Consider the following 20,514-nt stretch of genomic DNA (forward strand, 5'->3'; position numbering starts at 1 on the left):
TTCATTTACCTAAGCGCTGCTTCAGCAGCGCCCCGCGAATCGTCGTATAACTCACCTCATCCGGCAGCGCCTCCTTGATCGGCTTCAGCTTCTCCGCCTGCAGCTCCGTCGCTGCCGCCATCACTTGCGCCTCGTACTCCGCCTGAATGAGCCGCTCCCACGCCAGCTCACACCCCTCTTCCGCTGCGCGGAAGAGGTGGCGCTCGACCGTGTTCGCGCTCATCCCGCGCTCCGCCGCTATCGCCTCCACGCTTTTTCCGTCCCGGAAAAGCTCATACGACACGCGATGACTCGGCGTATCGCCTTCGTCATCGCTAGCGGCCGCCGCCGCTTCCGGCACCTCGCGCGCTTCGAGTTCGAAGCGCGCGATCGCCTCCAGAAACGCGGCGCCGTATTTTTCGAGCTTGCGCTCGCCGATCCCTTTCACTTTCAGCAGTTCGTCCATTTCCTTCGGCGCGTAGTCGCTCAATTCGCGCAGCGTCTGGTCCGAGAAAATGACGAACGGCGGCACGTGTTCGGCTTCGGCAATCTCTCTGCGCAACGCGCGCAGTTCTTCGAACAGCGCCTCGTTGCCGGCGGCTTGCGCCTGTTTTAACGGCTTCAGCGTCTTGTGCAGCACTTGCTCTTCGCCGCGCAGGACGGCCACCGACCGCGGTTGCAATTTTACAACCGGATATTGACCGCCTTCGAGCGCCAAATACCCTTCGGCGATGAACACCTTGATCAAATCCGAGATCGCGTTCTTCGTTAATTTTTTCATGAGGCCGTACGTCGGCAGCCGATCGAGCCGCATGTCGCGAATCCGCTTATTCTTCGAGCCCTTCAGCACGTCCGAGATCATCGTCACCCCGAACTGCTCGTTCATGCGCTTCACGCACGAGAACACTTTTTGCGCCTCGACTGTCACATCTTCGATCTCGTAATTCCCTGTACAATTGCTGCAGCGGCCGCAATCTTCCGCGTCGGTCTCACCGAAATACTCGACGATCGTCCGGTGGAGGCATTGCGTCGTGTAGCCGTAATCGACCATGCTTTGCAGCTTGCGATGCTCCGCTTGCTTGCGGTCTTCCGGCGCTTCGCCTTGTTCAATGAAGAATTTGTGCAGCTGCGCGTCGCGCGGGTGAAAGAGCAGCGTACATTCACTCGGTTCCCCGTCGCGTCCGGCACGACCGGCTTCCTGATAGTACGCCTCGATATTTTTCGGCAAGTTGTGGTGGATGACGAAGCGGACGTTCGACTTGTCAATGCCCATGCCGAATGCGTTTGTCGCGACCATCAGCAGTGTATCGTCGTATAAAAAAGCTTCTTGGGCGAGCTTGCGCTCGTCCTCGTTCAACCCGGCGTGATATTTGCCGACGGAATAGCCTTTCGTCTGCAAATATTGGTGAAGCTGATCGACTTCTTTACGCGTTGCGGCGTAAATGATGCCGGACTGGTTGGGACGCGCTTTGATGTACTGCATCACGAAATCGCGCTTGTTTTCGCCGCGGACAACGGTGAACGACAAGTTGTCGCGGCCGAAACCGGTCGAGAAGACGTTTTCCGCGCGCAACGCGAGTTGGGAGCGGATGTCTTCGATGACCTCAGGCGTAGCCGTCGCCGTGAAGGCGGAGACGAGCGGGCGCGAGCGCAGCTCGGCGAGCGCGGGAGCGATCGCGCGGTAGCTTGGGCGGAAGTCGTGGCCCCATTCCGACAGGCAATGGGCCTCGTCGATGGCGACCATGGCGACGTCGAGGGCATCGAGCAGGCGCAGGAAGGCGCCGGATTCGAGCCGCTCGGGCGCGACGTAGATGAGCTTGAAGCGGCCAAGGCGTGCGCCTTGGATGCGGTCGGCGACTTCTGCGCCGGTGAGCGAGCTGTTGATGAACGTCGCCGGGATGCCGATTTGGTTGAGCGCGTCGACTTGGTCTTTCATCAAGGAGATGAGCGGCGAAACGACGAGCGTGACGCCGTCGAGCAGAAGGGCGGGAATTTGGTAGCAAATCGATTTGCCGCCGCCGGTCGGCATGATCGCAACTGTGTCATTACCTTTCAATATGCTTTCAATGGCTTGTTCCTGGCCTGGCCGGAAGGCCGGGTAGCCGTAATATTTTTGCAGTAAAGATCGTGCTTGATCGAGCATCGGTACACCTCATTATCGATTAAAAAAAAATTTACCCTTCTATCGTATCTCGTCGAAGACCGCTTGTCGACCTCCGACGAAAGGCTGAGGGACGGTTCGTAAGGATGGGGGAAGTTGTGCAAAACAGATTTTGTTAGAGTAAAAGAAAAAAAGGAGTGAGCGTACGATGAAATTCCCAAAATTTACGGCGGCTCAAGTGAGGATGGCCAGACCGACGGATCGTTACGAGGAAGTCATTCAATTTTATAAAGAAGGAGTAGGTTTGGAGATTTTGACAACGTTTTCCGGGCATCGCGGCTATGAAGGGTGATTTTCGGCTTACCGGGGATGGAGCACCATCTGGAATTTACGCAACACGTGGATGGAACACCATGCCCAGGGCCGACGAAAGACAATCTGCTCGTCTTTTATATTCCGGATGCAAGGGAGATTGAGCAGATCATGGGGAAATTTGCGGAAATGGGATATCCTGAGGTCCCGCCGGAGAATCCGTACTGGGAAGCGAAAGGGAAGTCGGTCGAAGACCCCGACGGCTGGCGGATCGTGCTGATGAATACGGAGGGGATTTAACCTTCAACTTTGTTTGTCTCGCCATTTAAGGATGAGATGGATGATGCCGATGACAACAATCGCTCCAAGCAATAGATTCGTGATCGTAAGCGTATGTATAAGTTGTTGCAAGTCTACGTCAATATGCGTAAAACCTCGCGAAGTATTGTCAGCTATGTGTCCCACTTGGTCACGAAGTTGGTTGAGTTTGTAAATATCATTATTCATTGTAAAATTCCCTCCTAACATTTGGATGCATTCGGTTACTAGTTTAACGGATTTTGTTCCAGTTGTGTAGGAAAAAACTGAAGCCGGACAATGAATTTCATTGTCCGCTCCAGCGGAAATAGCGGGAAGATAAAGTGATCGAAACGACGGCGATGCCGATCAACACGGCGAGATCGAGGCTGTTTTGCCAAAGAGGCGTGAAGTTCCACGTTTGCCGGGTTAGGTCGATGACGTAGTAGAGCGGCAAGAGGTGGGCGACGTATTGCAGGAATTTCGGCATCATTTCGAGCGGGAACGTCGCGCCGGACAAGAAGATCATCAAGTTCATTGCGAGCGAGCTGATCGCGTTCGCCGTGCGCACGCTTTTGCCGATCGAGTTGATGAGTAAGCCGAACGGGAAAAAAGCGATCAGGCTGAGCCCGAAAGCGAGAAGGGTGCTGCCTAAATATTTCGGCTCGCTCAGGTCGAATTTGAGCACAGCGAAGACGATGATGATGATGGCGCTGATGACAAAAATGATCGTGCCTTGCACGGTTTGCGCGGTCAAGACCATCCAGGGCCGAACCGTCGTCGCTTGGTAGCGCCGCAAGATGCCTTTTTCGCGATAACTGGCGAGCACCGTCCCGATGCCGAAAAAGGCTATCGTCATCAAGTTGACGGCAATCCAAGACGGAACGTAAGCGTCGCTGTAGGACATTCCGCCAATTTTCGTATCCCCAAACATCGCGCCGAACAGCCAAATCATTAACAGCGGGAACAAAAACGTCCAGAAGACCGCCATTTTCTCTCGGAAAAACAGCTTCGTTTCCATCGCGGATAACTTGACAATTTTATTCATGCCGAGGGCTCCTTTAACAAGTGAACAAACAAGTCGTCCATCGAGCCTCGCTCAAAGCGGAACGCCGACAGTTTCCAATCTTGTTCTTCACATTTTTTCAACACAAGATACGCCAAATGCTGCAAATCATCCGTTTGAATGCGGAAGTGATCTTCCTGATGCTCGATTTGTTGGACGCACGGCAGGCGGGAAAGCACTTCTCGATCGACATCCGGACTTTCGAAAGAAAGAAAATTCGTTGCCAACTGCTCCAGCAGCACTCTCGGCTTGTCAAGCGCCCGAACCCTGCCTTCATAAACCATTGCCACGCGATCGCACAGCTTTTCCGCTTCTTCCATATAGTGGGTCGTCACCAAAATCGTCGTGCCGCTTTCTTTCAGCGAATGAATGACTTCCCAGAGATCGCGGCGGGCTTGCGGATCCAGCCCCATGCTCGGTTCGTCGAGAAACACGATGTCCGGCCGGTGCAGCACCGACAAGGCGAGCGTCACCCTCTGTTTCCAACCCCCGGAAAGATCTTTGAAATACGAGTCGAGTTTGTCTTCGAGATGCAATTGCTGGATCAAGTCGTCGTAATCGGGAACTTTTTCATAAAAAGAGGCAAACAGTTGCAGCGCTTCTTTCACTTTCATTAATTCTTGAATCGACGTTGCTTGAAATTGCACGCCGATCTTTTGATTTAATTGGTAACGTTCTGCCTCCTTGCCAGGATCGAATCCGAGTACGTTCACTTCGCCAGCATCACGTTTGCGCAACCCTTCCAAAATCTCGATCGTCGTCGTCTTGCCGGCGCCGTTCGGGCCAATGATCCCGAATATTTCGCCTTTTTTAACCGTGAAGGAAATGTCGTGCACAGCTGTCTTATCGCCGTACCGTTTCGTCAAGCCTTTCACTTCAATGACGTTCGTCATTTTGCTTCGCTCCTCTGCATCAATATTCTTCTCATTCATACGAACGTTTCCCGCAAAAGGTTTCGCCCTTACTCTTTACGGACGTAACATTGAGTTTCGTTGCCCGCTCCATAGATTCGCGTCACGTTTGTGGGAAAGACGCGCATCAAATATTTAAGTTCAAGCGGAATTCAGACGATATATAGAAGGAGAGTAAAAACTGAAAAGGTGATGGTTGATATGGTTTTTATTACGGTTGTCAATACGATTGTCATTATTGCAGCAATTGCCATTTTAACGAGCGTCGTGATGCAAAAGAACGCAAAAGAAAAATCATCGGATTTGCAAGCGATTCCTCTCCAGCCGTCTGTTCATAATGATAGCAAGAATCGACGGAAATATCACAGGATTGATTTGACTGAGAAATCTTGTGAAGTGAAGCTGTTGGATACCGAGAATCCTGTATTAAAGGACCGCATCAACGAAGTCGTAAAAGGTGAAATCGCAAACATTAGCATTGGCGGGATCAAACTGAACAGCAAGATGGACATTCCGGTCAAGGATGATGTGTTTATTGAAATGAATTTCGATTTGCAAGAAGAGGCATTTTGCTTAAAAGGGTTGATCGTTCGAAAAGAAGCGCAAGTGAAAGAAAGCCATGTTGGATACGGCGTGCAATTTGTCGGCATGACAGAATCGGATCAACAAAGGTTAGGCGTCGCCATCAATCAAATCGAATTGGCAAGAAGGCAAGCAGCCGTGACATTCTAATGAAAATGCCCTATAAAATGTTTATCGTAAATCACGAGAATAGAAAGCCGTGATGAGAGGAATGATGATGGCCGATGTCCAGTTTCGTGCTTCACAAGGGGCCTTAGCTCAGTTGGGAGAGCGCTTGCTTCGCATGTAAGAGGTCGTGGGTTCGAATCCCATAGGCTCCATCCATTGAATCATACAAGGCCGCAAAATGCTGGAGTTGAAGCATAAGCGGCTTTTTGCCGTTTCGGAAAGTTTATCGTGTCAGCCAAGGAGTTTTGCTTGGCGTAAGCCAATTTTTTTTACGTGGATTTCTCAAGACGTCGATGGCATTCCGCTGTTTTATGGATTATAATGGTTATAACGGTTATAATATTATTGCAAGGTACCTTATAAGGTGGTGACAAGGTTGGAAAGAAAGGTGACGAAGATCGGACGCAGTTATGGGGTTACGATACCGATCGAAATGTTGAGGGAACATGGTATTGAGCCTGGAGACTACGTGAACGTAAAGAGCGTAGACGGCATGATTTCCATCAGTAAAAGCCGAAAGGTCGATCTGCCTGAAGGCATCAGTCCCGACTTTTTTGAAGTATTGGAACGAAACACGAAGAAGCATCATGAAACCTTCCACGGGTTAAAGGATCGTTAGATGCGGTACTTGACTGTAAAAGAAGTTGAGGCGATCAACCAGTACATGATCTTCAAATATTCAGTAGGTGAGCAAGTTGGGGTTAAGGATCGTACACTGCTCGAATCCGCCGTTTTCCGTGCTCAGCAGTCGGCATATGGTCAAGCTGCGTATCCGAGTCTTGCAAGTCAAGCAGCAGCACTGTTCGAATCATTGGCGCAAAATCATGCTTTTCATAATGCCAACAAACGGACGGCGTTCGCTTCCCTTACACAATTTCTCTACTATAACGGCTATGACTTTGAAATGCCGACTCAAAAAGCGCAAGAAGACTTCACCGTCGATGTAGTCAACCATCAGGTCACCTTTGAACAAATTGTTGAAACGATTGAAACTTCTATTTTCCGAGTTTGAGGAAATACCGATCCGAATGTTGGGTCGGTGTTTTTGTTTATCGTGTCAGCCAAGGACGCCCTGCCGAATGATGACCCAATCCTCGAATGATCGGTCATTTGCTCGAATCAACCTTGTTTTCGCTCCAATGCATTCGGTTTTCGCTCCAATCAACACCGTTTTTGCTCCAATCAACACCATTTTCGCTCCAATCAACACCAAAATCTGTGGATCACTCATTTTCATAACATCAAACCGCTCAATGACGCGGGTGGAATCGCAAAAAATGAGCAAAAATAGCCGGCATACACGCAAATGAAGCGTACCCGGAAAGGAAATCGTGTCAACGAGGAGTCGAAATTACGTCAGTGACACGATAATGTCTTCTTCATGTTCAATGGCCGTCCCAAAAAAAATCCTTCCGCTCCCCATATCCGTCCGATTTATGTTATGCTGAATGTAGTATGTGAAATAAATCACAAAGTTCGTTGCCGTTCATGTGTTCGAAGTCTACTGTCTGTCTATGCGTAAGAAGGAAGTTGCCTGTTCATACGTAAAAAGTCTATTGCCGGTCTACACGCAGAAAGAAAATTGAGAGACTCGCGCAGGCTGAAAGTTTCTTCCGTCCGCCCGCAAGGGTACAATGAAGATGAAAGGGTGGTCCATATGGATTCAGTCCTGTACAGCCGGCTGTTAACTTCGCTGACGCTCGGCTTTCATATTATATTCGCGACGATCGGGGTCGGCGTTCCGCTCATGATTTGCATCGCTGAAGCGGTCGGGATTCGCAGGAAAGACAGCCAATACATTTTGCTTGCCCGCCGTTGGACGCGCGGGTTTGTCGTGACGGTTGCGGTCGGCGTCGTGACTGGAACGTGCATCGGCTTACAACTCTCGCTGCTTTGGCCGACGTTCATGCGAGTAGCAGGAAACGTGATCAGCCTGCCGCTGTTCATGGAGACGTTCGCCTTTTTCTTCGAAGCCATTTTCCTAGGCATGTATTTATACACGTGGGACCGTTTTGATAACCCGCTATACCATTGGCTGTTGTCGATCCCGGTTGTACTTGGATCGTCGGCCTCGGCGTTTTTCATTACGACCGTTAATGCATTCATGAATCAACCGCGCGGGGTGACCATTGAGAACGGCGTGATTACCGGGGTCGACCCGATCGAAGCGATGTTTAATCCGGCGACGCCGACCGAAGTCGGGCATGTGTTGGCTTCCGCGTATTTGACAGCGGCTTGCGTGCTTGCGGCGATTACAGCTTTCCTTCTGTTGAAGAAAGGTTTCAACCCGTATTACCAGAAAGCGTTGAAGCTGACGATGGGAGCGGTGTTCGTCTTTTCCGTGGCAACGATTGCCGTTGGGGATTTGGCGGGAAAATATCTTGCCGAATACCAGCCGGAGAAATTGGCGGCGGCCGAATGGCATTTTGAAACGCAGCGCGGCGCCGATTTGAAAGTCGGGGGCATTCTGACCGATGATCATGAAGTGAAATATGCGCTGACGATTCCGAACGGTCTCAGTTTTCTTGCCACCGACGACTTTAACGGAAAAGTGATCGGGCTCGACCAATATAAAGAAGCACTGACGCCGCCGCTATGGATTCATTATTTGTTCGATTTAATGGTGGCGATCGGCAGTTATTTGCTCGGGATATCGTTTTTGTTCGTATTCTTGGCCCGCTTCCACTGGTTCAAGCGGTTTCGCCGGCCGTTGTTATGGCTGATTGTCGCAGGCGGTCCGTTGTCGATGATCGCCATCGAGGCGGGTTGGATCTTTGCCGAAGTCGGACGGCAACCGTGGATTTTGTATCATCTCATGAAAACGGCGGCAGCGGCTACGAACGCGTCGGGGACAGGTTGGATGCTATTGTTGTTCGGACTGCTGTATGCTTTCTTAGGAACGATGTGCACGCTCGTTTTGCTTCGCATTTACCGGCACCATCCGCTGGAAACGGACTTGGAATCCGGCGTTGACGATTAACGAAAGGGGGAGGCGGCATGGCCGAATGGATCGGAATTACGGTATTATGGATGTTTTTGTACGGCTATTTGATTGTCGCTTCGATTGACTTCGGGGCCGGATTCTTTTCTTTCTATGAAAAATTGTCTCGCAAACCGCTGGTGATGAACCAATTGATCGGCCGCTACTTGTCGCCGGTGTGGGAAGTGACGAACGTGTTTTTCGTCTTTTTCTTCGTCGGCATCGTCGGTTTTTTCCCTGACACGGCCTATTATTACGGGACGGCGCTGCTCATTCCCGGCAGCCTTGCGCTCGTTTTGCTCGCGATTCGCGGTTCGTTTTACGCATTCAACCATTACGGGGCCAAAGACAGCCTCTTGTACTCTTTTATATACGGGGCGACCGGGTTGCTCATTCCGGCTGCGCTTTCGACGGCGATGACAATCTCCGAAGGCGGATACATCGTCGAAAAAGGCGGCCGCGTCGTATTTCTCGCCGGGCGGTTGCTGACGAGTTTTTATTCGTGGTCGGTCGTGCTGCTTGCGCTCGTCTCGGTCTTGTTCATCAGTGCGGCGTTTTTGACGTATTATGCGGCGAAGGCTGAGGACGAACCGGCGCGCCGGCTGCTCCGCCAATATACGTTGTTTTGGAGCTTGCCGACGATCCTTGCCAGCGTCCTTGTGTTTATCGCGATGGAACAGCACAATTTCACGCATTTTCAAAACATGCTCAATCAGAGTTACTGGTTTTTGCTGTCGCTGTTGTTTTTCTTGCTCGCCGTTTGGCTCATTTTCAGCGAACGGCACTATGGGACGGCATTTTTCTTCGTCATGCTGCAGTTTTTCTTCGCCTTTTTCGGTTATGGGGCGACACACTTGCCGTTCATTTTATATCCGTATATCAAACTGGACAGTGCATTGACGTTGCCGGCGATGAGCGAAGCGTTGATGATTGCGTTCGTGCTCGGGCTCGTGTTGCTCATTCCGTCGCTCGTGCTGCTCATGCGGTTGTTCGTCTTCGATGCGGAGTACGTGAAAGGGAAGAAAAAGTGACGGCGGCTCGGTGCGATTCATGGTTAGCCGAAACAGTTACACGCCGATCATATAGAAAAACAATCCGATAAAGGCATACAGCAACGAAGCGACGATCGCCGAATTGAGCCGCGGTTTGATGCGCTTGAAGCGGCGGGCGGATCCGGAAGATAATGAAGCCGTGCTGCTGCCGTCATTAACGACAAAACGACTGCTCTCGGAAATTACTAAAACGAGGGTCGGAAAAAGGAGTCCGGCGAGCGACATTAACGCAGTGAAACGGATAGGCAGCCGGTCTGCGGCAAATAGCGTGCATCCCGTTTCGATGACGAGCGTGCAAATGAACGGAACGAGTTTCTTCACGGATCGAACCTCCCTTTCCCGCAGGCGGCGGTGTGCCTTTCGGCCGGCGGATACATAAAACGACGGAATTCTCCTTATCCTATGGAAGAAACATTCTGCGATAAGGAGGGTGCCCAGTGGCGAACGACCAAGTGAAACAAAGCATTGAAAGAGCGCAGCAAGCGTGCCAGCAAGCGCGGGAAAACCGTGGACAGGCGGTCAACCAGCTGCAGGAAGCGGAGCAACAGTTGAGCCGGGCGCTGGAAGCGGCTGAGAACAACGTTGATGCCGCGTCGATCCAGCAAATCCAAGATGCGCAAAATGCGGTCGATCAAGCAAAGAACGCCGCACAACAGCCGGAGCAGAGCGATGAAGCCACCGCGCATTCGGTTGAAGAAGCGGTTCGCGCTTGTTCGCAAATTCAAGTTTAAGTCTGCCTTCGTCGGCGGATATGGTACGCCGGGCCTTCCTGATCGGAAGGCTTTTTCTTATGGGCGCTGGTTTTGTTTCGTTTGTCGTGCAGGTTGGGTTGCTTTGCGTCCGGAACCCGGTCGACGCCGTAATTGGCGCCGATATTGAGCTTCCCTTCCAGCGACTTGATGCCGAGTGCGCCGAAAGTGTTGTTATGTTCGAGCTGATCGACGTATACGTTTTCAACATTTACCGTTTCGATGATCGTTGTCGGTATGTGCGGGGGACCGGCGTCGGCGGATTGCAGTTTCTCGAGCTCTTTTTCCAGCCGGCGAATTTTTTCCTGCATCCGAACAACTTCTTTGTCATTTTTGATCATCTGTTTGAGTAATTTTTTAAAAAACATGGTTTCCCGCCATTTTCATAGGTTACTTGTACTTTATGACCGAGCGGTTCGGATCATGTTCGAGGAAGGAACTTCTCAATGGCGTTTTCCCGTTCGCGGGTCGATCTCGCGGCGATGAAAATCAACAATGTCGGCAAAGGGTGCACGGTGACATTTTCACAAAAAAAATTGACCGGGTCCCGGACGAGCGTCAAGCGATCGGAAGGTTTTGGCGAGGAGAACGGCGATGGATGTATGTTCATGAATCCGGCCGGTTCTGTGGAAGACGGCGACATCGTCGATGGCAGCGATGGACATTCCGGCCGTTAGTCGATGTTGATCGTGTGCCGCGGTGATGTGTCGGCCCGGCGAATGCGAATTTCGAGAATGCCGTCGCGGAAGACTGCGACGGTTTCGGTTTCATTGACGGGCTCAGGGAGCTGAACGGTGCGGTCGAAGGAGCCGGAAAGCCGTTCCGTTTGTACGGCGGAAGCTTCGCGGTGATACGTACTCCGGGCAACACCGCGGATGTTCAGCTGATTTCCAGATGCGGAAAGCTGCACGTCTTCCTTGGCGACTCCCGGAAGGTCGACGACGACGATCCATTCGTCCGGTTTCGCATACACATCGATGAGAGGAAGCTCAAGCGGCGGCAGCGGTGCTTCCATTTCCTTATCAGTAGAGTCCGGCCGCTTTCGCGTTTGTTTACCGCCGCGTTCGTCGGCATCAAAAATTTCCGACCAAAAGTCGGTGCCTTGAAATTGCCGCGCCGTATCAAGCCATTGCTTCAATTTATCAACGTCCATCAGTCTCGTCTCCTTTCCGCATCCTTGCACATGATCGCCGGAAAATGTTCATATAGTGAACCAACAAGGAGGGGTGGCATGGATACGCCTTCTGTTTCCATAAATATTTTTTTGTTTAAAATTAATTCGTTCGAAAATGCGTCGGCGGTCAATATCGGGGAAAATTATTTAGCCGACTGGACGAATTCGTCGAAAAAAAGTCAAGGGTTCGGGCAAAATTTCGGCGACGACAGCTGCTTCATGACGCGCAGCTCGGTCGACGACCGCGATTTGGTCGATTCGCCGCAATCGAATGTGACCGATTTTTGCGAACTTGACGGAGGGTTGCGATGAATTTTGCGCCGATGCAAGTGAACGTTCTCGGGTTTAAAGTGAACGTCATGGACCGGGAAGCGACGTTGAGTTTCGGACCGATTCAGAAACAAGGCATTTATTTATCGACGAAAAGAAACCAAGGCTTTGGCGAAGAAAACGGCGATTTGACCGTATTCAACATCCCGATTTCCTCGGTGAACGATCCGGATTTGATCGATTCCAATTCCGTGAAAAGAAGCGTGTTTTAAGCCGGCGTGAGCAGCAAACGCACGGATGGCTCCAAGTGTATTCGCAAATGCCCCCGGGTATGGGATAATAAGAACCACCAAATATTCCGGAAGAAAGAAGGGGTAGTGTGAATCCTTTTGCATTCAGCTGCATCATGCCGCACGGCGGGGAACTCGTTCCTGAACTGGCTGGAGAAGATCCGCAAAGAATGAAGGTGACGCGCGGCGCCATGGAGCGGCTCGGTCGGATGATGGAGGAGGGGCAACCCGATACGATCCTCGTTATTACGCCGCACGGAACGGGTGTCGACGGCCGGTTCGCGATCACCGACAGCGAACGGCTTGTCGGCGTTGTCGAGGAGAACGGCGCGCGCTATGAAATGGCGCGTACCGTCGATCGTGTGGCGGCGGCGGAGATCGTTGTTGAGGCGAAAAAGGCGAACTTGCCGGCGGCGTCCATCCATTTCGGCACGAGCGAAGGCGAGGGGTCGGTGCTGCCGCTGGACTGGGGAGCGATTGTGCCGCTGCGCTTCATGCCGGATGTGCCGGTGGTCGTCGTGACGCCGTCGAAGAAAACGGCGCCCGATGAGCTGATGCGATTCGGCGCGGTGCTGCGGAAGACGGCGGAGCAGGCGACGACGAAATTCGGCTTGATCGCGAGCTGCGACTGGTCGCATACGCACGATGAATCGGGGCCGTACGGGTTCAGTCCGCAAGCGAAGCGCGTGGACGAGGAAGTCGTGCGGCTCGTGAAGGCGAATCGGTTGGAAGCGATGAGGGAGCTGGACGGCGATGCGGTGGAGGAGGCGAAGCCGGACGGGTTGCGGCAGGCGCTCGTGCTTGCGGGGGCGATCCCGAAAGGGGAGCGGCGCGTGGATTTTTTGTCCTACGAAGTACCTACGTATTTCGGGATGATCTGTGCCGGATTTCGTTGAATCGCCCCAATTTTATAGGTAAATGGTCTCTGTTTTGCACAGAGGCCTTATTTTTTTGCAGAAAAGCTAAACAAATTGTATATAAATGTCGAAGTTAAGTATACATCCGTCGAAAAATTTACCAAATCGATAAACCGCGGGAGAGAGAAAGAGAAGGGCGGATGGGGCAAGAGGAGCGGGAAATTTGTTGATTTCTAAGTATTGGTTTTTGATCGGAGGAGAACGATGAAATACATGGGGAGGATCAGCGGACTTGCTTTTACCATTGCAAGTGCGGCTGTATTGTATTACTTGGAATGGCCATACAATTTTTTCAAGAGCGAAGGCGTGCTGACCGTCAATCTCTTGCTGACCGCCGGTTATTGTTATTTAGGTTGGTGGCTCGGGAAGAATTATGATAATGCGAGGTTTTATTCGCAAAAAGACGGGTTGACCGATATTTTCAACCGTCCTTATTTTATGAAAAAAGCATCACAAGCGCTTATCCGCGCCGAAAAGACGGAAGACGAAATTTCGTTCATCTTTCTTGATCTGGACCGTTTCAAAATCATCAACGATTCGTGGGGACATTTGACAGGGGATGAAATTATTCGCCGTGTGTCGAACCGAATACGGGGGTGTTTGCAGCCAGGGGATTTATTTGCTCGGTCGTCGGGCGATGAGTTTATCTTGATGCTGAATCGGTCTACGGTTGAACGAACGGAAAGCACGGTGCAAACGATTATTGAACGGGTCGGAGAACCGATGCTTTTGAACGGGCAGACGTTTCATGTGTCGGTGAGCGTCGGCATCAGCATGTATCCGCATGACGGAAGTTCATTGGAAGCGCTCATTAAATATACGGACACAGCTTTGTTCATGGCGAAAGAATCCGGTCCCGGGAAATATCATTTTTATACGAAAAATCTTGAATATTTGTTTCCGTCGAAAATGAGTCTCGAGAAAGAGTTGCGCGAAGCGGTTGACAAGGAAGAGTTCGTTCTTCATTACCAGCCGAAAATCAATTTGGACGATGGACGCATGATCGGGATGGAAGCGCTGATTCGGTGGGAAAATCCGAAATTGGGAACGATTCCACCGAGCCAGTTCATTCCGCTTTCTGAGGAACTTGATTTGATTATCCCGATCGGCGAATGGGTTTTGAAGACGGCTTGCCAGCAATGGAAGAAATGGAGATCGTTGGCGAACCAAGACTTGTCAATCTATGTGAACGTTTCACCACGGCAATTGTTGCAGCCGGATTTCGTTGGGACGGTGAAAACCGTATTGCAGGACTATGAAGTGGATCCCGACGCGCTCGTTTTTGAAATTACGGAAAACATTACGGTTTACAACAACCCGACGATCATGGAACGTTTGCAAGAATTGAAACAATTGAATGTCAAATTGGCGGTCGATGATTTTGGGACGGGTTATTCTTCGCTCAGTTATTTAACGCGGCTGCCGATCGACGTCTTGAAAATCGACAAATCGTTCATCGCCAACATACGCACGGCGCAAGACAGCTCGGCGATCATTAACGGCATTTCGGTGATGGCGCGACAGCTTGGATTGATGGTCGTTGCTGAGGGGATCGAAACGCAAAAGCAGCTCGCTTTCTTGAAAGGCCGCTGCAATTACGGACAAGGATTTTTGTTCAGCCGGCCGTTGCCGGCGCAACAAATGGAAGAAAAATTTTTCATGAGCTTTCAAGAAGGATAGTTGAAGCGGCCGTTGTACGGCCGCTTTGTTTGTGGGTCGCGTGTTGCCAATTTCCGTCGCTTTTCAATTCGAATGCCTTTTGCGATAATGAAAGCATCAGATGTAATTGAGGAGAATGACGGATGGACCTGTTTAAGGATCACGGTTTTCTATCGTTGTGGAATCCGATTCTTGCGGCATTGCTTTTAGGTGTCGCGATTTTCTATGCCCGTCGGCATGAACCCCGCCTGCGTGAGAAGCTTGCGTTTTTATCAGGTTTGTTGCTGATCTATCTCGTTTGCGGCAGTCCCTTTGCCGTAGTTGCGCAAGAACGATGGATGACGGCATTTCTTTTTCAACAGTCCGTGTTGTATCTCGTCGTTCCTCGGTTGTTGTTTGCCGGCGTTCCGCGACAATGGCTGCTGCCGTTACGGCAAAACAATTCTGTGAAGAGAACACTGCAAATCCTCACATACCCATGGCTGACGGCCATCGTGTTTAACCTCGGGTTTTCGATTTATCTTTTGCCGTCCGTTTTTTCTGCCGTCCACGGAAATGCTGCATTGACCGCGGTCGTTGAGGGATTTTTCTTCTTGTCCGCACTTTTGATGTGGTGGTCGATTTTGTCGCCGCTTCCTGAATTGAATCCGCTCAGCGAAATGCAGCGCATTTTTTATTTATTCATTACCGCGTTAATGCTGACGCCGATTGCGATGCTGATGTTGTTTTCGGATCAAGTGCTTTATCCGGCGTATGCGGGGTCGGCTTACTTGCCGGCGATTTATGACCAGCAATTGGCTGCCGGCGTATTGAAGGCGTTTCAATTGACGGTATACAGCATTGAAATTGTCTATCTCATAAACCATTGGATTCGAAACGAGCGGATCCGGGAGCAAGAGAAACACGGGAAACCGAAAGTTATTTCGTTTCGAAAAATTCGTTGAGACGGAGGGATATAATGGAACGCTTAAGTGAAAACGAAATCGCGCAACAGCTTTCTCGTTTGCAAGGGTGGAAACGGTTGGACGAGAAATTCATTCAAAAACGGTATCGGTTTAAAACGTTTCCGGACGGAGTCACGTTCGTGAACCGGATCGCAGCGCTTTCCGAAGAGGTCCAACATCATCCGTTCATAGCGATCGATTACAAAGTCGTCACGTTAAAATTATCCTCGTGGCACGCCGGCGGTTTGACCGATCTTGATTTTGAGTTGGCCGGGAAGTATGACGCCTTTTATAACGAATAAAACTTGTCGATTCAATCGGCAAGTTTTTTTTATTGCTTTCGGGGTTGGATTTATTTTATAATACGTACAAATAAATTTGCACGTTAAGGAATGGTTGCACATGGAGGATATTTATTTTATCGAAACGATCGAGCAGTTGAAAGTCATCAGTGAGCCGTTGCGCATCCAAATTTTATGGGAGCTGGATGAAGGACCGAAAACGGGGAAAATGGTGGCTGATGACTTGGAACTGCCGCCGTCAAAAGTTCGCTATCACATTAAAGAGCTTGAAAAAGCAGGACTCATTCAGCTGGTGAAAACGGAAGAGAAGAACGGGATTTTGCAAAAATTTTATCAGCCGGTTGCCAAGGAAATTTCCTTGGAGAAAATCATTCCGAAAGTGAACAAGCACGTAGAAGGTTACGAAAACCTGTTTCGTGAAAACGGGCTCGTTTTATTGGATAAAACGAAGTCCATCTTGCGTAAAATGGAAGGTTCGAACTTGAAGTTCGATTTCATGTGGTTTGAAGACGTTTGGTTGAATGAAGAAGAATTGTCCGAGTTGAAAGCGAAGATTAAAGACGTTTCCAACTATTTACGGGGTCATCGGACGAAGCGACAAGAGACTGAACGCTATCATATCAGCGCTCTCTCCTTTCCATATCCGGAGGCGGAAGAAGAATAGAATGAAGGTGACGTTATGACACAAACCGCATTAGCGAAAGCGGTGCCGAAAACGACGCTGTTTCGCGATAAACGTTTTCTCTTTTTATGGACGGCGACGATCTTTTCGGCTTTCAGCCGAACGATGTTCATGTTTTCCGAAGCCTGGTACATTGTTCGCATTCTTGACCTGCGCTCTTCGATCGCCTTCATTTTCATCGCGAGCTCAATTCCGACGATCTTTTTCATGTTGATCGGCGGCGTCGCTGCCGACCGCATCAGCCGTTCGAAGATCATGTTCTTATCAGAGGCGCTTCGCGCCGTTTTAATCGGGGCTCTCGCTGTTTTCTTAATCTCTTCGGATCTCATCGGTCTCTGGTTGTTTGTCGGCATCGCCCTTATTTTCGGCATCTTGAACGCGTTTTTCGGACCGGCCCGGGATTCGCTCATTCCATATATCGTAGAAGAAGAGCAGTTGACGCGTGCCAACTCGCTGATTCAAACGACGACGCAAATGGCTGCTGTATTCGGACCGGTTTTTGCTGGAGCGATCATTGTTTGGAAAGGGTATGCCGCCGTTTTTGCCTTTACCGCGCTGGCGCTGGCGATTGGGAGTCTTTTCGCATTGGCCGTGAAGGCACCAGTGAATGAACGAACAGAAGACGGAATGAAGCAGCTGCCGATGTGGCATTCGATTATGGAAGGTTGGCATGTCATACGCGGATCCGCTTTCTTAAAGGCAGAGTTTGCCATTTCCATTACTATTAATATGGTGTTCACCGGGCCAGTGATGGTAGGCCTGCCGTTGTTCGTTGACGAAGTACTTCACGGAACGACATTGGATTACAGCGGAATCGAGGGTTCACTATCATTTGGGATGGTGATCGGAGCCGTTGTCATGAGTATTGTGAATATAAAAAGAAAGCGCGGGTTGTTCGCGATGCTTGCCTTGGTTGGTTTGTCGCTGACGTATCTGGTTTTCAGCCTGTCCGGCTCGATTCCAGCGGCAATGGGCCTCCTGTTTATTCTCGGAGTATTCATGCAGTGTGTGAACATCCCGCTCATTTCGGCGATTCAAAGCATGGTAGAAAAGCGAATGATCGGGCGGATGATGAGTATGATGACGGTATCGGCGATAGGGCTGACACCTGTATCCTTTGCTTTGACCTCATTGTTGTTATCGTTGGGTTTAGCCGCCGACACGATCATGACCGCGAGCGCAATTCCGTTGGTCCTCCTCGTATTGTTCGTGTTTTGGAAAGTGCCTGCAATGCGCAAGATGGATTAGCATGAACGATCATTTTAATAAAAAAAGTTTGCTTTCCTGCCCAGGCTGTGGTAAATTAATTTCATTCTTATGCAAAGTCTGCGGCAGCACGACTTCCTGTCGCGGGCTTTTTTTGTGCGCAAAACGAAAGGGGGAGCTTCCGTGAGGTGGAAAGACTGGGATCGAAACTTGAAAATCCGCTTGATCAGCGAAGGCATCATGAATTTATTGTTTTGGACGTTCTTTCCATTCATGACGATCTATTTCGCCGATTCGTTCGGAAAGGAAATGTCCGGCGTTTTGTTGATTGTCTCGCAAATCATAAGCGTCTTCGTCGGCCTCACCGGGGGCTACTGCGCCGACCGATTCGGAAGGAAAAGAATGATGTTTTGGTCGGCGGCGGCCCAGCTCGTTTGTTTTTTGCTGTTCGCTTACGCGAACTCTCCGTGGCTGGATTCCGCCCTCCTCACGTTCATCAGCTTCTCTTTGCTCGGCCTGTGCGAAGCGATGTACTGGCCGGCCAGTCACGCCATGGTCGCTGATGTCGTTCCGGAAAAACATCGAAGCTCCGTTTTCGCTGTTTTTTATACGGCGATTAATATTACGGTTGTCGTCGGTCCAATCATCGGCGGCGTGTTCTTTTTTCATTACCGTTTCCCGCTTTTGATTGTATGCGCCGTCGTCAGCGCCGTATTGGCCGTCGTCATCAAGCTGTGGATTGCCGAAACCGCACCGCAACGGAAAGAAATGGCTCCGAAGACGCCGGAAAAGCAAAAGTGGTACCGATATTTGGCCGCTCAACTGCAGGATTACCGTGTAATCGTTAATGATAAAACGTTTCTTGTGTTCGTAATTGCTGGAATTCTCGTCGCCCAAACGTTTATGCAGCTCGATTTGTTGATGGCGGTATACTCGACGGAAAATGTACGTGAACAAACGGTTTTCGCCTTCGGCAACTGGGATTGGACCGTTGATGGCACGAAGGCATTCAGTTGGCTCGTCGCCGAGAACGGGTTTCTCGTCTCCATCTTTACCGTGGCTATGTCCAAATGGATGAGCCGGTATAAGGAGCGTAATGTTTTTGTATCTTCCTCGTTGCTGTACGGATTGGCGATTTTATTATTTGGCCTCACAGTAAATATTTGGGGGTTGATTGGCATTATGGCGATGTTCACGGCCGCCGAATTGATGACCGTCGGCATTCAGGAAAGTTTTGTTTCCAAGTTAGCGCCTGAACATATGCGCGGCCAATATTTCGCTGCTTCCAGCCTTCGGTTCACGATCGGCCGCAGCATTGCTCCGATCTCGATTCCGATGACGGTCTGGTTCGGGTATTCGTGGACGTTTGCTTTGCTTTGTCTGTTGGCGGTTTGCAGTGCCGTCTTATATTATTTCATGTTCAACAGCCTCGAATCGAAAAAAACCGCGGCCCAACAAAAGACCGCTGTGCTTCGATGAAAACATCCCCGTTCCACGGGGATGTTTTCATGAGGATTATATATACAGTTTCGCCTTGCTCGGTCTGGCTGCATGCGCTCTTTGAAAGCTGCCGAGTGAGCGTTCCTGGTGATTTTTTTCGCGGGAGGCCCGTCGGTTCAACTCTTGAAACGCTTGGAACATGTGTCTCATTTCTTTGTCGCTAAATTTCCCGCTCGCATGCAGGCAGCAAAGCATCGCAAAAGCAATCGGCGTCGTGTCGACATATACGGAAACGTCGGCATTCCCGCTCTCGTTTACGAGCGCTTTGGTTAACTGGTTAACCGGTTCCATCGTCGACCTCCTTTCTTGATGGATGTATCACCATTCGTTGCTATGTCATAGAGTAGAATAAGGCCGCCCCCCTAAGGGCAGGCAGCCTTTTGTTCATCCTGAGGCAATTAATCTTCCTCGAACTCACTGCGCTGACGTTGACGCTGGCGTTGTCTTACGATCGCTCTCGCAACCGCATCGGCATCCGCCTCGGTCTTGACTTTTACGCGAGAGTTGCCGCTGTTGATGACTTTCGCAACATTGCGGGCATTCCGACGACGGCGTCGACGTCGCTCACGATGATCATGGTCGTGATCATCATCGAACTCGTTGAACTCGTCGAACTCATTGAACTCATCGAACCAATCTCCACTCATGAAGTAGCACCTCCTTAGCAGGTTTACTTTATGTTATTGTGAATTCCGTTCAGTGAATCGACGCTTGTCTCCGTTTCTCCGAAAAAAGGCCGCTTTCACGAAAAAACACTCCCCTTCCTTACGGAACGGGAGTGTTGTCTTTCTGCAGGACGTAGCCGCCTTGCGGACGGCCGGAAAGCAGTTCCGATGCCGGTCCCAATTTCTTTTTCAGTCGATGGATCGCCTTGCGAACACTGTTGTTTTCGATGGCTCCATGCCAAATCCTTTCGGCGATCTCCGCCGTTTGCAAGGGTTCGCCGCGATGCTTGACGAACAGCCGCATTAATTGGATTTCATGTTTGGATAGAGCGTTTGGACGGTCTGGCCGGCCGACCCAATGTGCCTTCGGGTCGAAATAAATGCCGTATCCGAGGCAAACGGCTTCATCGCTTCGAGATTCGCTATCGGCTGCTGTCCGGTTTTCGAACGGGAACGCGTTATGATCTTGGAAGTAAATGAGTTCTTTCGAGAGTTCCATAACGAGTTGCCATCTTTCATGTTGGCTGAAATGGGCAATCGCTTTTTGGTAAGTTTCGTGGGCGTGGTCGCGTGCTGCGAATTTCGCTTCCAGCACTTTGAACCGATGAAAGTAGTCGTTCGATGGATCGTTTGCTTTACGTAACCCTTCGGCTAACAGGGCCTTCCCTTTATCCGCTTCATTCAGCAGAAAATACGTCTCGCATAGTT

At 50.5% G+C, this 20,514-nt stretch carries 27 protein-coding genes, 1 tRNA gene and 1 pseudogene; 19 read left to right on the forward strand and 10 right to left on the reverse strand.

The features are described 5' to 3' along the window. Position 1: 1 nt before the first annotated feature. A complete protein-coding gene (gene recQ / locus VFK44_05725; protein ID HET7627873.1) occupies positions 2 to 2,122 on the reverse strand; it encodes a DNA helicase RecQ in 2,121 nt (706 codons plus the stop codon). A 166-nt stretch (positions 2,123 to 2,288) separates the two neighbouring features. Here recQ and VFK44_05730 point away from each other — a divergent pair. Next, a pseudogene (locus tag VFK44_05730) lies at positions 2,289 to 2,692 on the forward strand (VOC family protein). Between the two features lie 3 nt (positions 2,693 to 2,695). Here the strand turns inward: VFK44_05730 and VFK44_05735 are convergent. The 3 genes from VFK44_05735 to VFK44_05745 all read right to left on the reverse strand — a co-directional run bounded on the left by VFK44_05735 (position 2,696) and on the right by VFK44_05745 (position 4,687). After that, a complete protein-coding gene (locus tag VFK44_05735) occupies positions 2,696 to 2,899 on the reverse strand; it encodes a hypothetical protein (GenBank protein HET7627874.1) in 204 nt (67 codons plus the stop codon). A gap of 97 nt (positions 2,900 to 2,996) precedes the next feature. Further along, positions 2,997 to 3,737 (reverse strand): ABC transporter permease, encoded by a 741-nt coding sequence (locus VFK44_05740; protein HET7627875.1) that lies wholly within the window; start codon positions 3,735 to 3,737, stop codon positions 2,997 to 2,999. After that, positions 3,734 to 4,687 (reverse strand): ABC transporter ATP-binding protein, encoded by a 954-nt coding sequence (locus tag VFK44_05745; protein ID HET7627876.1) that lies wholly within the window; start codon positions 4,685 to 4,687, stop codon positions 3,734 to 3,736. Before VFK44_05745 ends, VFK44_05740 begins: the two co-directional genes overlap by 4 nt. Before the next feature lie 180 nt (positions 4,688 to 4,867). Here VFK44_05745 and VFK44_05750 point away from each other — a divergent pair, with 180 nt between their 5' ends. From VFK44_05750 to VFK44_05765, 4 genes are all read left to right on the forward strand, one after another. Next, positions 4,868 to 5,398, forward strand: a complete 531-nt coding sequence (locus VFK44_05750) for a PilZ domain-containing protein (protein ID HET7627877.1) — start codon at positions 4,868 to 4,870, stop codon at positions 5,396 to 5,398. Positions 5,399 to 5,495: 97 nt separating this feature from the next. After that, positions 5,496 to 5,568, forward strand: a tRNA-Ala gene (locus VFK44_05755). A gap of 215 nt (positions 5,569 to 5,783) precedes the next feature. Beyond that, positions 5,784 to 6,035, forward strand: a complete 252-nt coding sequence (locus VFK44_05760) for an AbrB/MazE/SpoVT family DNA-binding domain-containing protein (GenBank protein ID HET7627878.1) — start codon at positions 5,784 to 5,786, stop codon at positions 6,033 to 6,035. Further along, positions 6,036 to 6,428: a type II toxin-antitoxin system death-on-curing family toxin gene (locus tag VFK44_05765; protein HET7627879.1), complete on the forward strand. Its 393-nt coding sequence runs from the start codon at positions 6,036 to 6,038 to the stop codon at positions 6,426 to 6,428. 45 nt (positions 6,429 to 6,473) lie between these two features. On the opposite strand, the gene VFK44_05770 is transcribed toward VFK44_05765, so the two are convergent. Further along, positions 6,474 to 6,647: a hypothetical protein gene (locus VFK44_05770; protein ID HET7627880.1), complete on the reverse strand. Its 174-nt coding sequence runs from the start codon at positions 6,645 to 6,647 to the stop codon at positions 6,474 to 6,476. Positions 6,648 to 7,064: 417 nt separating this feature from the next. Between VFK44_05770 and VFK44_05775 the strand changes: the two genes are divergently transcribed. Continuing rightward, positions 7,065 to 8,396, forward strand: coding sequence for a cytochrome ubiquinol oxidase subunit I (locus VFK44_05775; protein HET7627881.1), 1,332 nt, complete (start codon positions 7,065 to 7,067; stop codon positions 8,394 to 8,396). A gap of 17 nt (positions 8,397 to 8,413) precedes the next feature. Next, positions 8,414 to 9,427: a cytochrome d ubiquinol oxidase subunit II gene (locus VFK44_05780; GenBank protein ID HET7627882.1), complete on the forward strand. Its 1,014-nt coding sequence runs from the start codon at positions 8,414 to 8,416 to the stop codon at positions 9,425 to 9,427. 36 nt (positions 9,428 to 9,463) lie between these two features. Here VFK44_05780 and VFK44_05785 read toward each other — a convergent pair whose 3' ends face one another. Continuing rightward, positions 9,464 to 9,769 (reverse strand): hypothetical protein, encoded by a 306-nt coding sequence (locus tag VFK44_05785; protein HET7627883.1) that lies wholly within the window; start codon positions 9,767 to 9,769, stop codon positions 9,464 to 9,466. A 116-nt stretch (positions 9,770 to 9,885) separates the two neighbouring features. Between VFK44_05785 and VFK44_05790 the strand changes: the two genes are divergently transcribed. After that, complete coding sequence (locus VFK44_05790; protein HET7627884.1) at positions 9,886 to 10,179, forward strand: hypothetical protein; 294 nt, start codon at positions 9,886 to 9,888, stop codon at positions 10,177 to 10,179. On the opposite strand, the gene VFK44_05795 is transcribed toward VFK44_05790, so the two are convergent. Next, complete coding sequence (locus VFK44_05795; protein HET7627885.1) at positions 10,176 to 10,508, reverse strand: hypothetical protein; 333 nt, start codon at positions 10,506 to 10,508, stop codon at positions 10,176 to 10,178. The genes VFK44_05790 and VFK44_05795 overlap by 4 nt on opposite strands. Positions 10,509 to 10,643: 135 nt before the next feature. Here VFK44_05795 and VFK44_05800 point away from each other — a divergent pair, with 135 nt between their 5' ends. Further along, a complete protein-coding gene (locus VFK44_05800) occupies positions 10,644 to 10,874 on the forward strand; it encodes a hypothetical protein (protein HET7627886.1) in 231 nt (76 codons plus the stop codon). Here VFK44_05800 and VFK44_05805 read toward each other — a convergent pair. Then, the gene (locus tag VFK44_05805; GenBank protein ID HET7627887.1) at positions 10,871 to 11,350 is read right to left on the reverse strand and encodes an Hsp20/alpha crystallin family protein; all 480 of its coding nucleotides are present in this window, start codon (positions 11,348 to 11,350) and stop codon (positions 10,871 to 10,873) included. The genes VFK44_05800 and VFK44_05805 overlap by 4 nt on opposite strands. A 78-nt stretch (positions 11,351 to 11,428) precedes the next feature. Here VFK44_05805 and VFK44_05810 point away from each other — a divergent pair, with 78 nt between their 5' ends. The 9 genes from VFK44_05810 (at position 11,429) to VFK44_05850 (ending at position 19,120) form a co-directional block, all read left to right on the forward strand. Further along, positions 11,429 to 11,683, forward strand: coding sequence for a hypothetical protein (locus VFK44_05810; protein HET7627888.1), 255 nt, complete (start codon positions 11,429 to 11,431; stop codon positions 11,681 to 11,683). Continuing rightward, complete coding sequence (locus VFK44_05815; protein HET7627889.1) at positions 11,680 to 11,913, forward strand: hypothetical protein; 234 nt, start codon at positions 11,680 to 11,682, stop codon at positions 11,911 to 11,913. Before VFK44_05810 ends, VFK44_05815 begins: the two co-directional genes overlap by 4 nt. 107 nt (positions 11,914 to 12,020) lie before the next feature. Beyond that, positions 12,021 to 12,827, forward strand: coding sequence for an extradiol ring-cleavage dioxygenase (locus VFK44_05820; protein HET7627890.1), 807 nt, complete (start codon positions 12,021 to 12,023; stop codon positions 12,825 to 12,827). Between the two features lie 225 nt (positions 12,828 to 13,052). Further along, complete coding sequence (locus tag VFK44_05825; protein HET7627891.1) at positions 13,053 to 14,528, forward strand: EAL domain-containing protein; 1,476 nt, start codon at positions 13,053 to 13,055, stop codon at positions 14,526 to 14,528. Positions 14,529 to 14,650: 122 nt separating this feature from the next. Continuing rightward, the gene (locus tag VFK44_05830) at positions 14,651 to 15,451 is read left to right on the forward strand and encodes a cytochrome c oxidase assembly protein (protein ID HET7627892.1); all 801 of its coding nucleotides are present in this window, start codon (positions 14,651 to 14,653) and stop codon (positions 15,449 to 15,451) included. Positions 15,452 to 15,465: 14 nt separating this feature from the next. Then, on the forward strand, positions 15,466 to 15,753 hold the full coding sequence (locus VFK44_05835; GenBank protein HET7627893.1) for a 4a-hydroxytetrahydrobiopterin dehydratase: 288 nt from the start codon (positions 15,466 to 15,468) through the stop codon (positions 15,751 to 15,753). A gap of 100 nt (positions 15,754 to 15,853) precedes the next feature. Beyond that, positions 15,854 to 16,417: a winged helix-turn-helix domain-containing protein gene (locus VFK44_05840; GenBank protein HET7627894.1), complete on the forward strand. Its 564-nt coding sequence runs from the start codon at positions 15,854 to 15,856 to the stop codon at positions 16,415 to 16,417. Positions 16,418 to 16,432: 15 nt separating this feature from the next. Further along, positions 16,433 to 17,683: an MFS transporter gene (locus tag VFK44_05845; GenBank protein HET7627895.1), complete on the forward strand. Its 1,251-nt coding sequence runs from the start codon at positions 16,433 to 16,435 to the stop codon at positions 17,681 to 17,683. A gap of 141 nt (positions 17,684 to 17,824) precedes the next feature. After that, entirely contained in the window at positions 17,825 to 19,120 is a 1,296-nt protein-coding gene (locus VFK44_05850) for an MFS transporter (protein HET7627896.1), read from the forward strand. A gap of 36 nt (positions 19,121 to 19,156) precedes the next feature. Here the strand turns inward: VFK44_05850 and VFK44_05855 are convergent, their stop codons facing one another. Beyond that, positions 19,157 to 19,432 (reverse strand): hypothetical protein, encoded by a 276-nt coding sequence (locus VFK44_05855; protein ID HET7627897.1) that lies wholly within the window; start codon positions 19,430 to 19,432, stop codon positions 19,157 to 19,159. Positions 19,433 to 19,521: 89 nt separating this feature from the next. On the opposite strand from VFK44_05855, the gene VFK44_05860 reads away from it, so the two are divergent. Next, complete coding sequence (locus VFK44_05860; GenBank protein HET7627898.1) at positions 19,522 to 19,806, forward strand: hypothetical protein; 285 nt, start codon at positions 19,522 to 19,524, stop codon at positions 19,804 to 19,806. A 100-nt stretch (positions 19,807 to 19,906) separates the two neighbouring features. Here VFK44_05860 and VFK44_05865 read toward each other — a convergent pair. After that, on the reverse strand, positions 19,907 to 20,514 hold a 608-nt coding region (locus VFK44_05865; GenBank protein HET7627899.1), incomplete at its 5' end, for a winged helix-turn-helix domain-containing protein.

The organism is Bacillales bacterium (assembly GCA_035700025.1).
In the GTDB taxonomy this organism is placed as follows: Bacteria; Bacillota; Bacilli; order Bacillales; family DASSOY01; genus DASSOY01.

Bases quoted from the DNA above. Each gene is read 5' to 3' on its own strand.
- recQ (HET7627873.1), bottom strand. From the start codon at position 2,122: ATGCTCGATCAAGCACGATCTTTACTGCAAAAATATTACGGCTACCCG.
- VFK44_05735 (HET7627874.1), bottom strand. From the start codon at position 2,899: ATGAATAATGATATTTACAAACTCAACCAACTTCGTGACCAAGTGGGA.
- VFK44_05740 (HET7627875.1), bottom strand. From the start codon at position 3,737: ATGAATAAAATTGTCAAGTTATCCGCGATGGAAACGAAGCTGTTTTTC.
- VFK44_05745 (HET7627876.1), bottom strand. From the start codon at position 4,687: ATGAATGAGAAGAATATTGATGCAGAGGAGCGAAGCAAAATGACGAAC.
- VFK44_05750 (HET7627877.1), top strand. From the start codon at position 4,868: ATGGTTTTTATTACGGTTGTCAATACGATTGTCATTATTGCAGCAATT.
- VFK44_05765 (HET7627879.1), top strand. From the start codon at position 6,036: ATGCGGTACTTGACTGTAAAAGAAGTTGAGGCGATCAACCAGTACATG.
- VFK44_05770 (HET7627880.1), bottom strand. From the start codon at position 6,647: ATGAGTGATCCACAGATTTTGGTGTTGATTGGAGCGAAAATGGTGTTG.
- VFK44_05780 (HET7627882.1), top strand. From the start codon at position 8,414: ATGGCCGAATGGATCGGAATTACGGTATTATGGATGTTTTTGTACGGC.
- VFK44_05795 (HET7627885.1), bottom strand. From the start codon at position 10,508: ATGCAGGAAAAAATTCGCCGGCTGGAAAAAGAGCTCGAGAAACTGCAA.
- VFK44_05800 (HET7627886.1), top strand. From the start codon at position 10,644: ATGGCGTTTTCCCGTTCGCGGGTCGATCTCGCGGCGATGAAAATCAAC.
- VFK44_05805 (HET7627887.1), bottom strand. From the start codon at position 11,350: ATGGACGTTGATAAATTGAAGCAATGGCTTGATACGGCGCGGCAATTT.
- VFK44_05810 (HET7627888.1), top strand. From the start codon at position 11,429: ATGGATACGCCTTCTGTTTCCATAAATATTTTTTTGTTTAAAATTAAT.
- VFK44_05815 (HET7627889.1), top strand. From the start codon at position 11,680: ATGAATTTTGCGCCGATGCAAGTGAACGTTCTCGGGTTTAAAGTGAAC.
- VFK44_05825 (HET7627891.1), top strand. From the start codon at position 13,053: ATGAAATACATGGGGAGGATCAGCGGACTTGCTTTTACCATTGCAAGT.
- VFK44_05830 (HET7627892.1), top strand. From the start codon at position 14,651: ATGGACCTGTTTAAGGATCACGGTTTTCTATCGTTGTGGAATCCGATT.
- VFK44_05835 (HET7627893.1), top strand. From the start codon at position 15,466: ATGGAACGCTTAAGTGAAAACGAAATCGCGCAACAGCTTTCTCGTTTG.
- VFK44_05840 (HET7627894.1), top strand. From the start codon at position 15,854: ATGGAGGATATTTATTTTATCGAAACGATCGAGCAGTTGAAAGTCATC.
- VFK44_05845 (HET7627895.1), top strand. From the start codon at position 16,433: ATGACACAAACCGCATTAGCGAAAGCGGTGCCGAAAACGACGCTGTTT.
- VFK44_05855 (HET7627897.1), bottom strand. From the start codon at position 19,432: ATGGAACCGGTTAACCAGTTAACCAAAGCGCTCGTAAACGAGAGCGGG.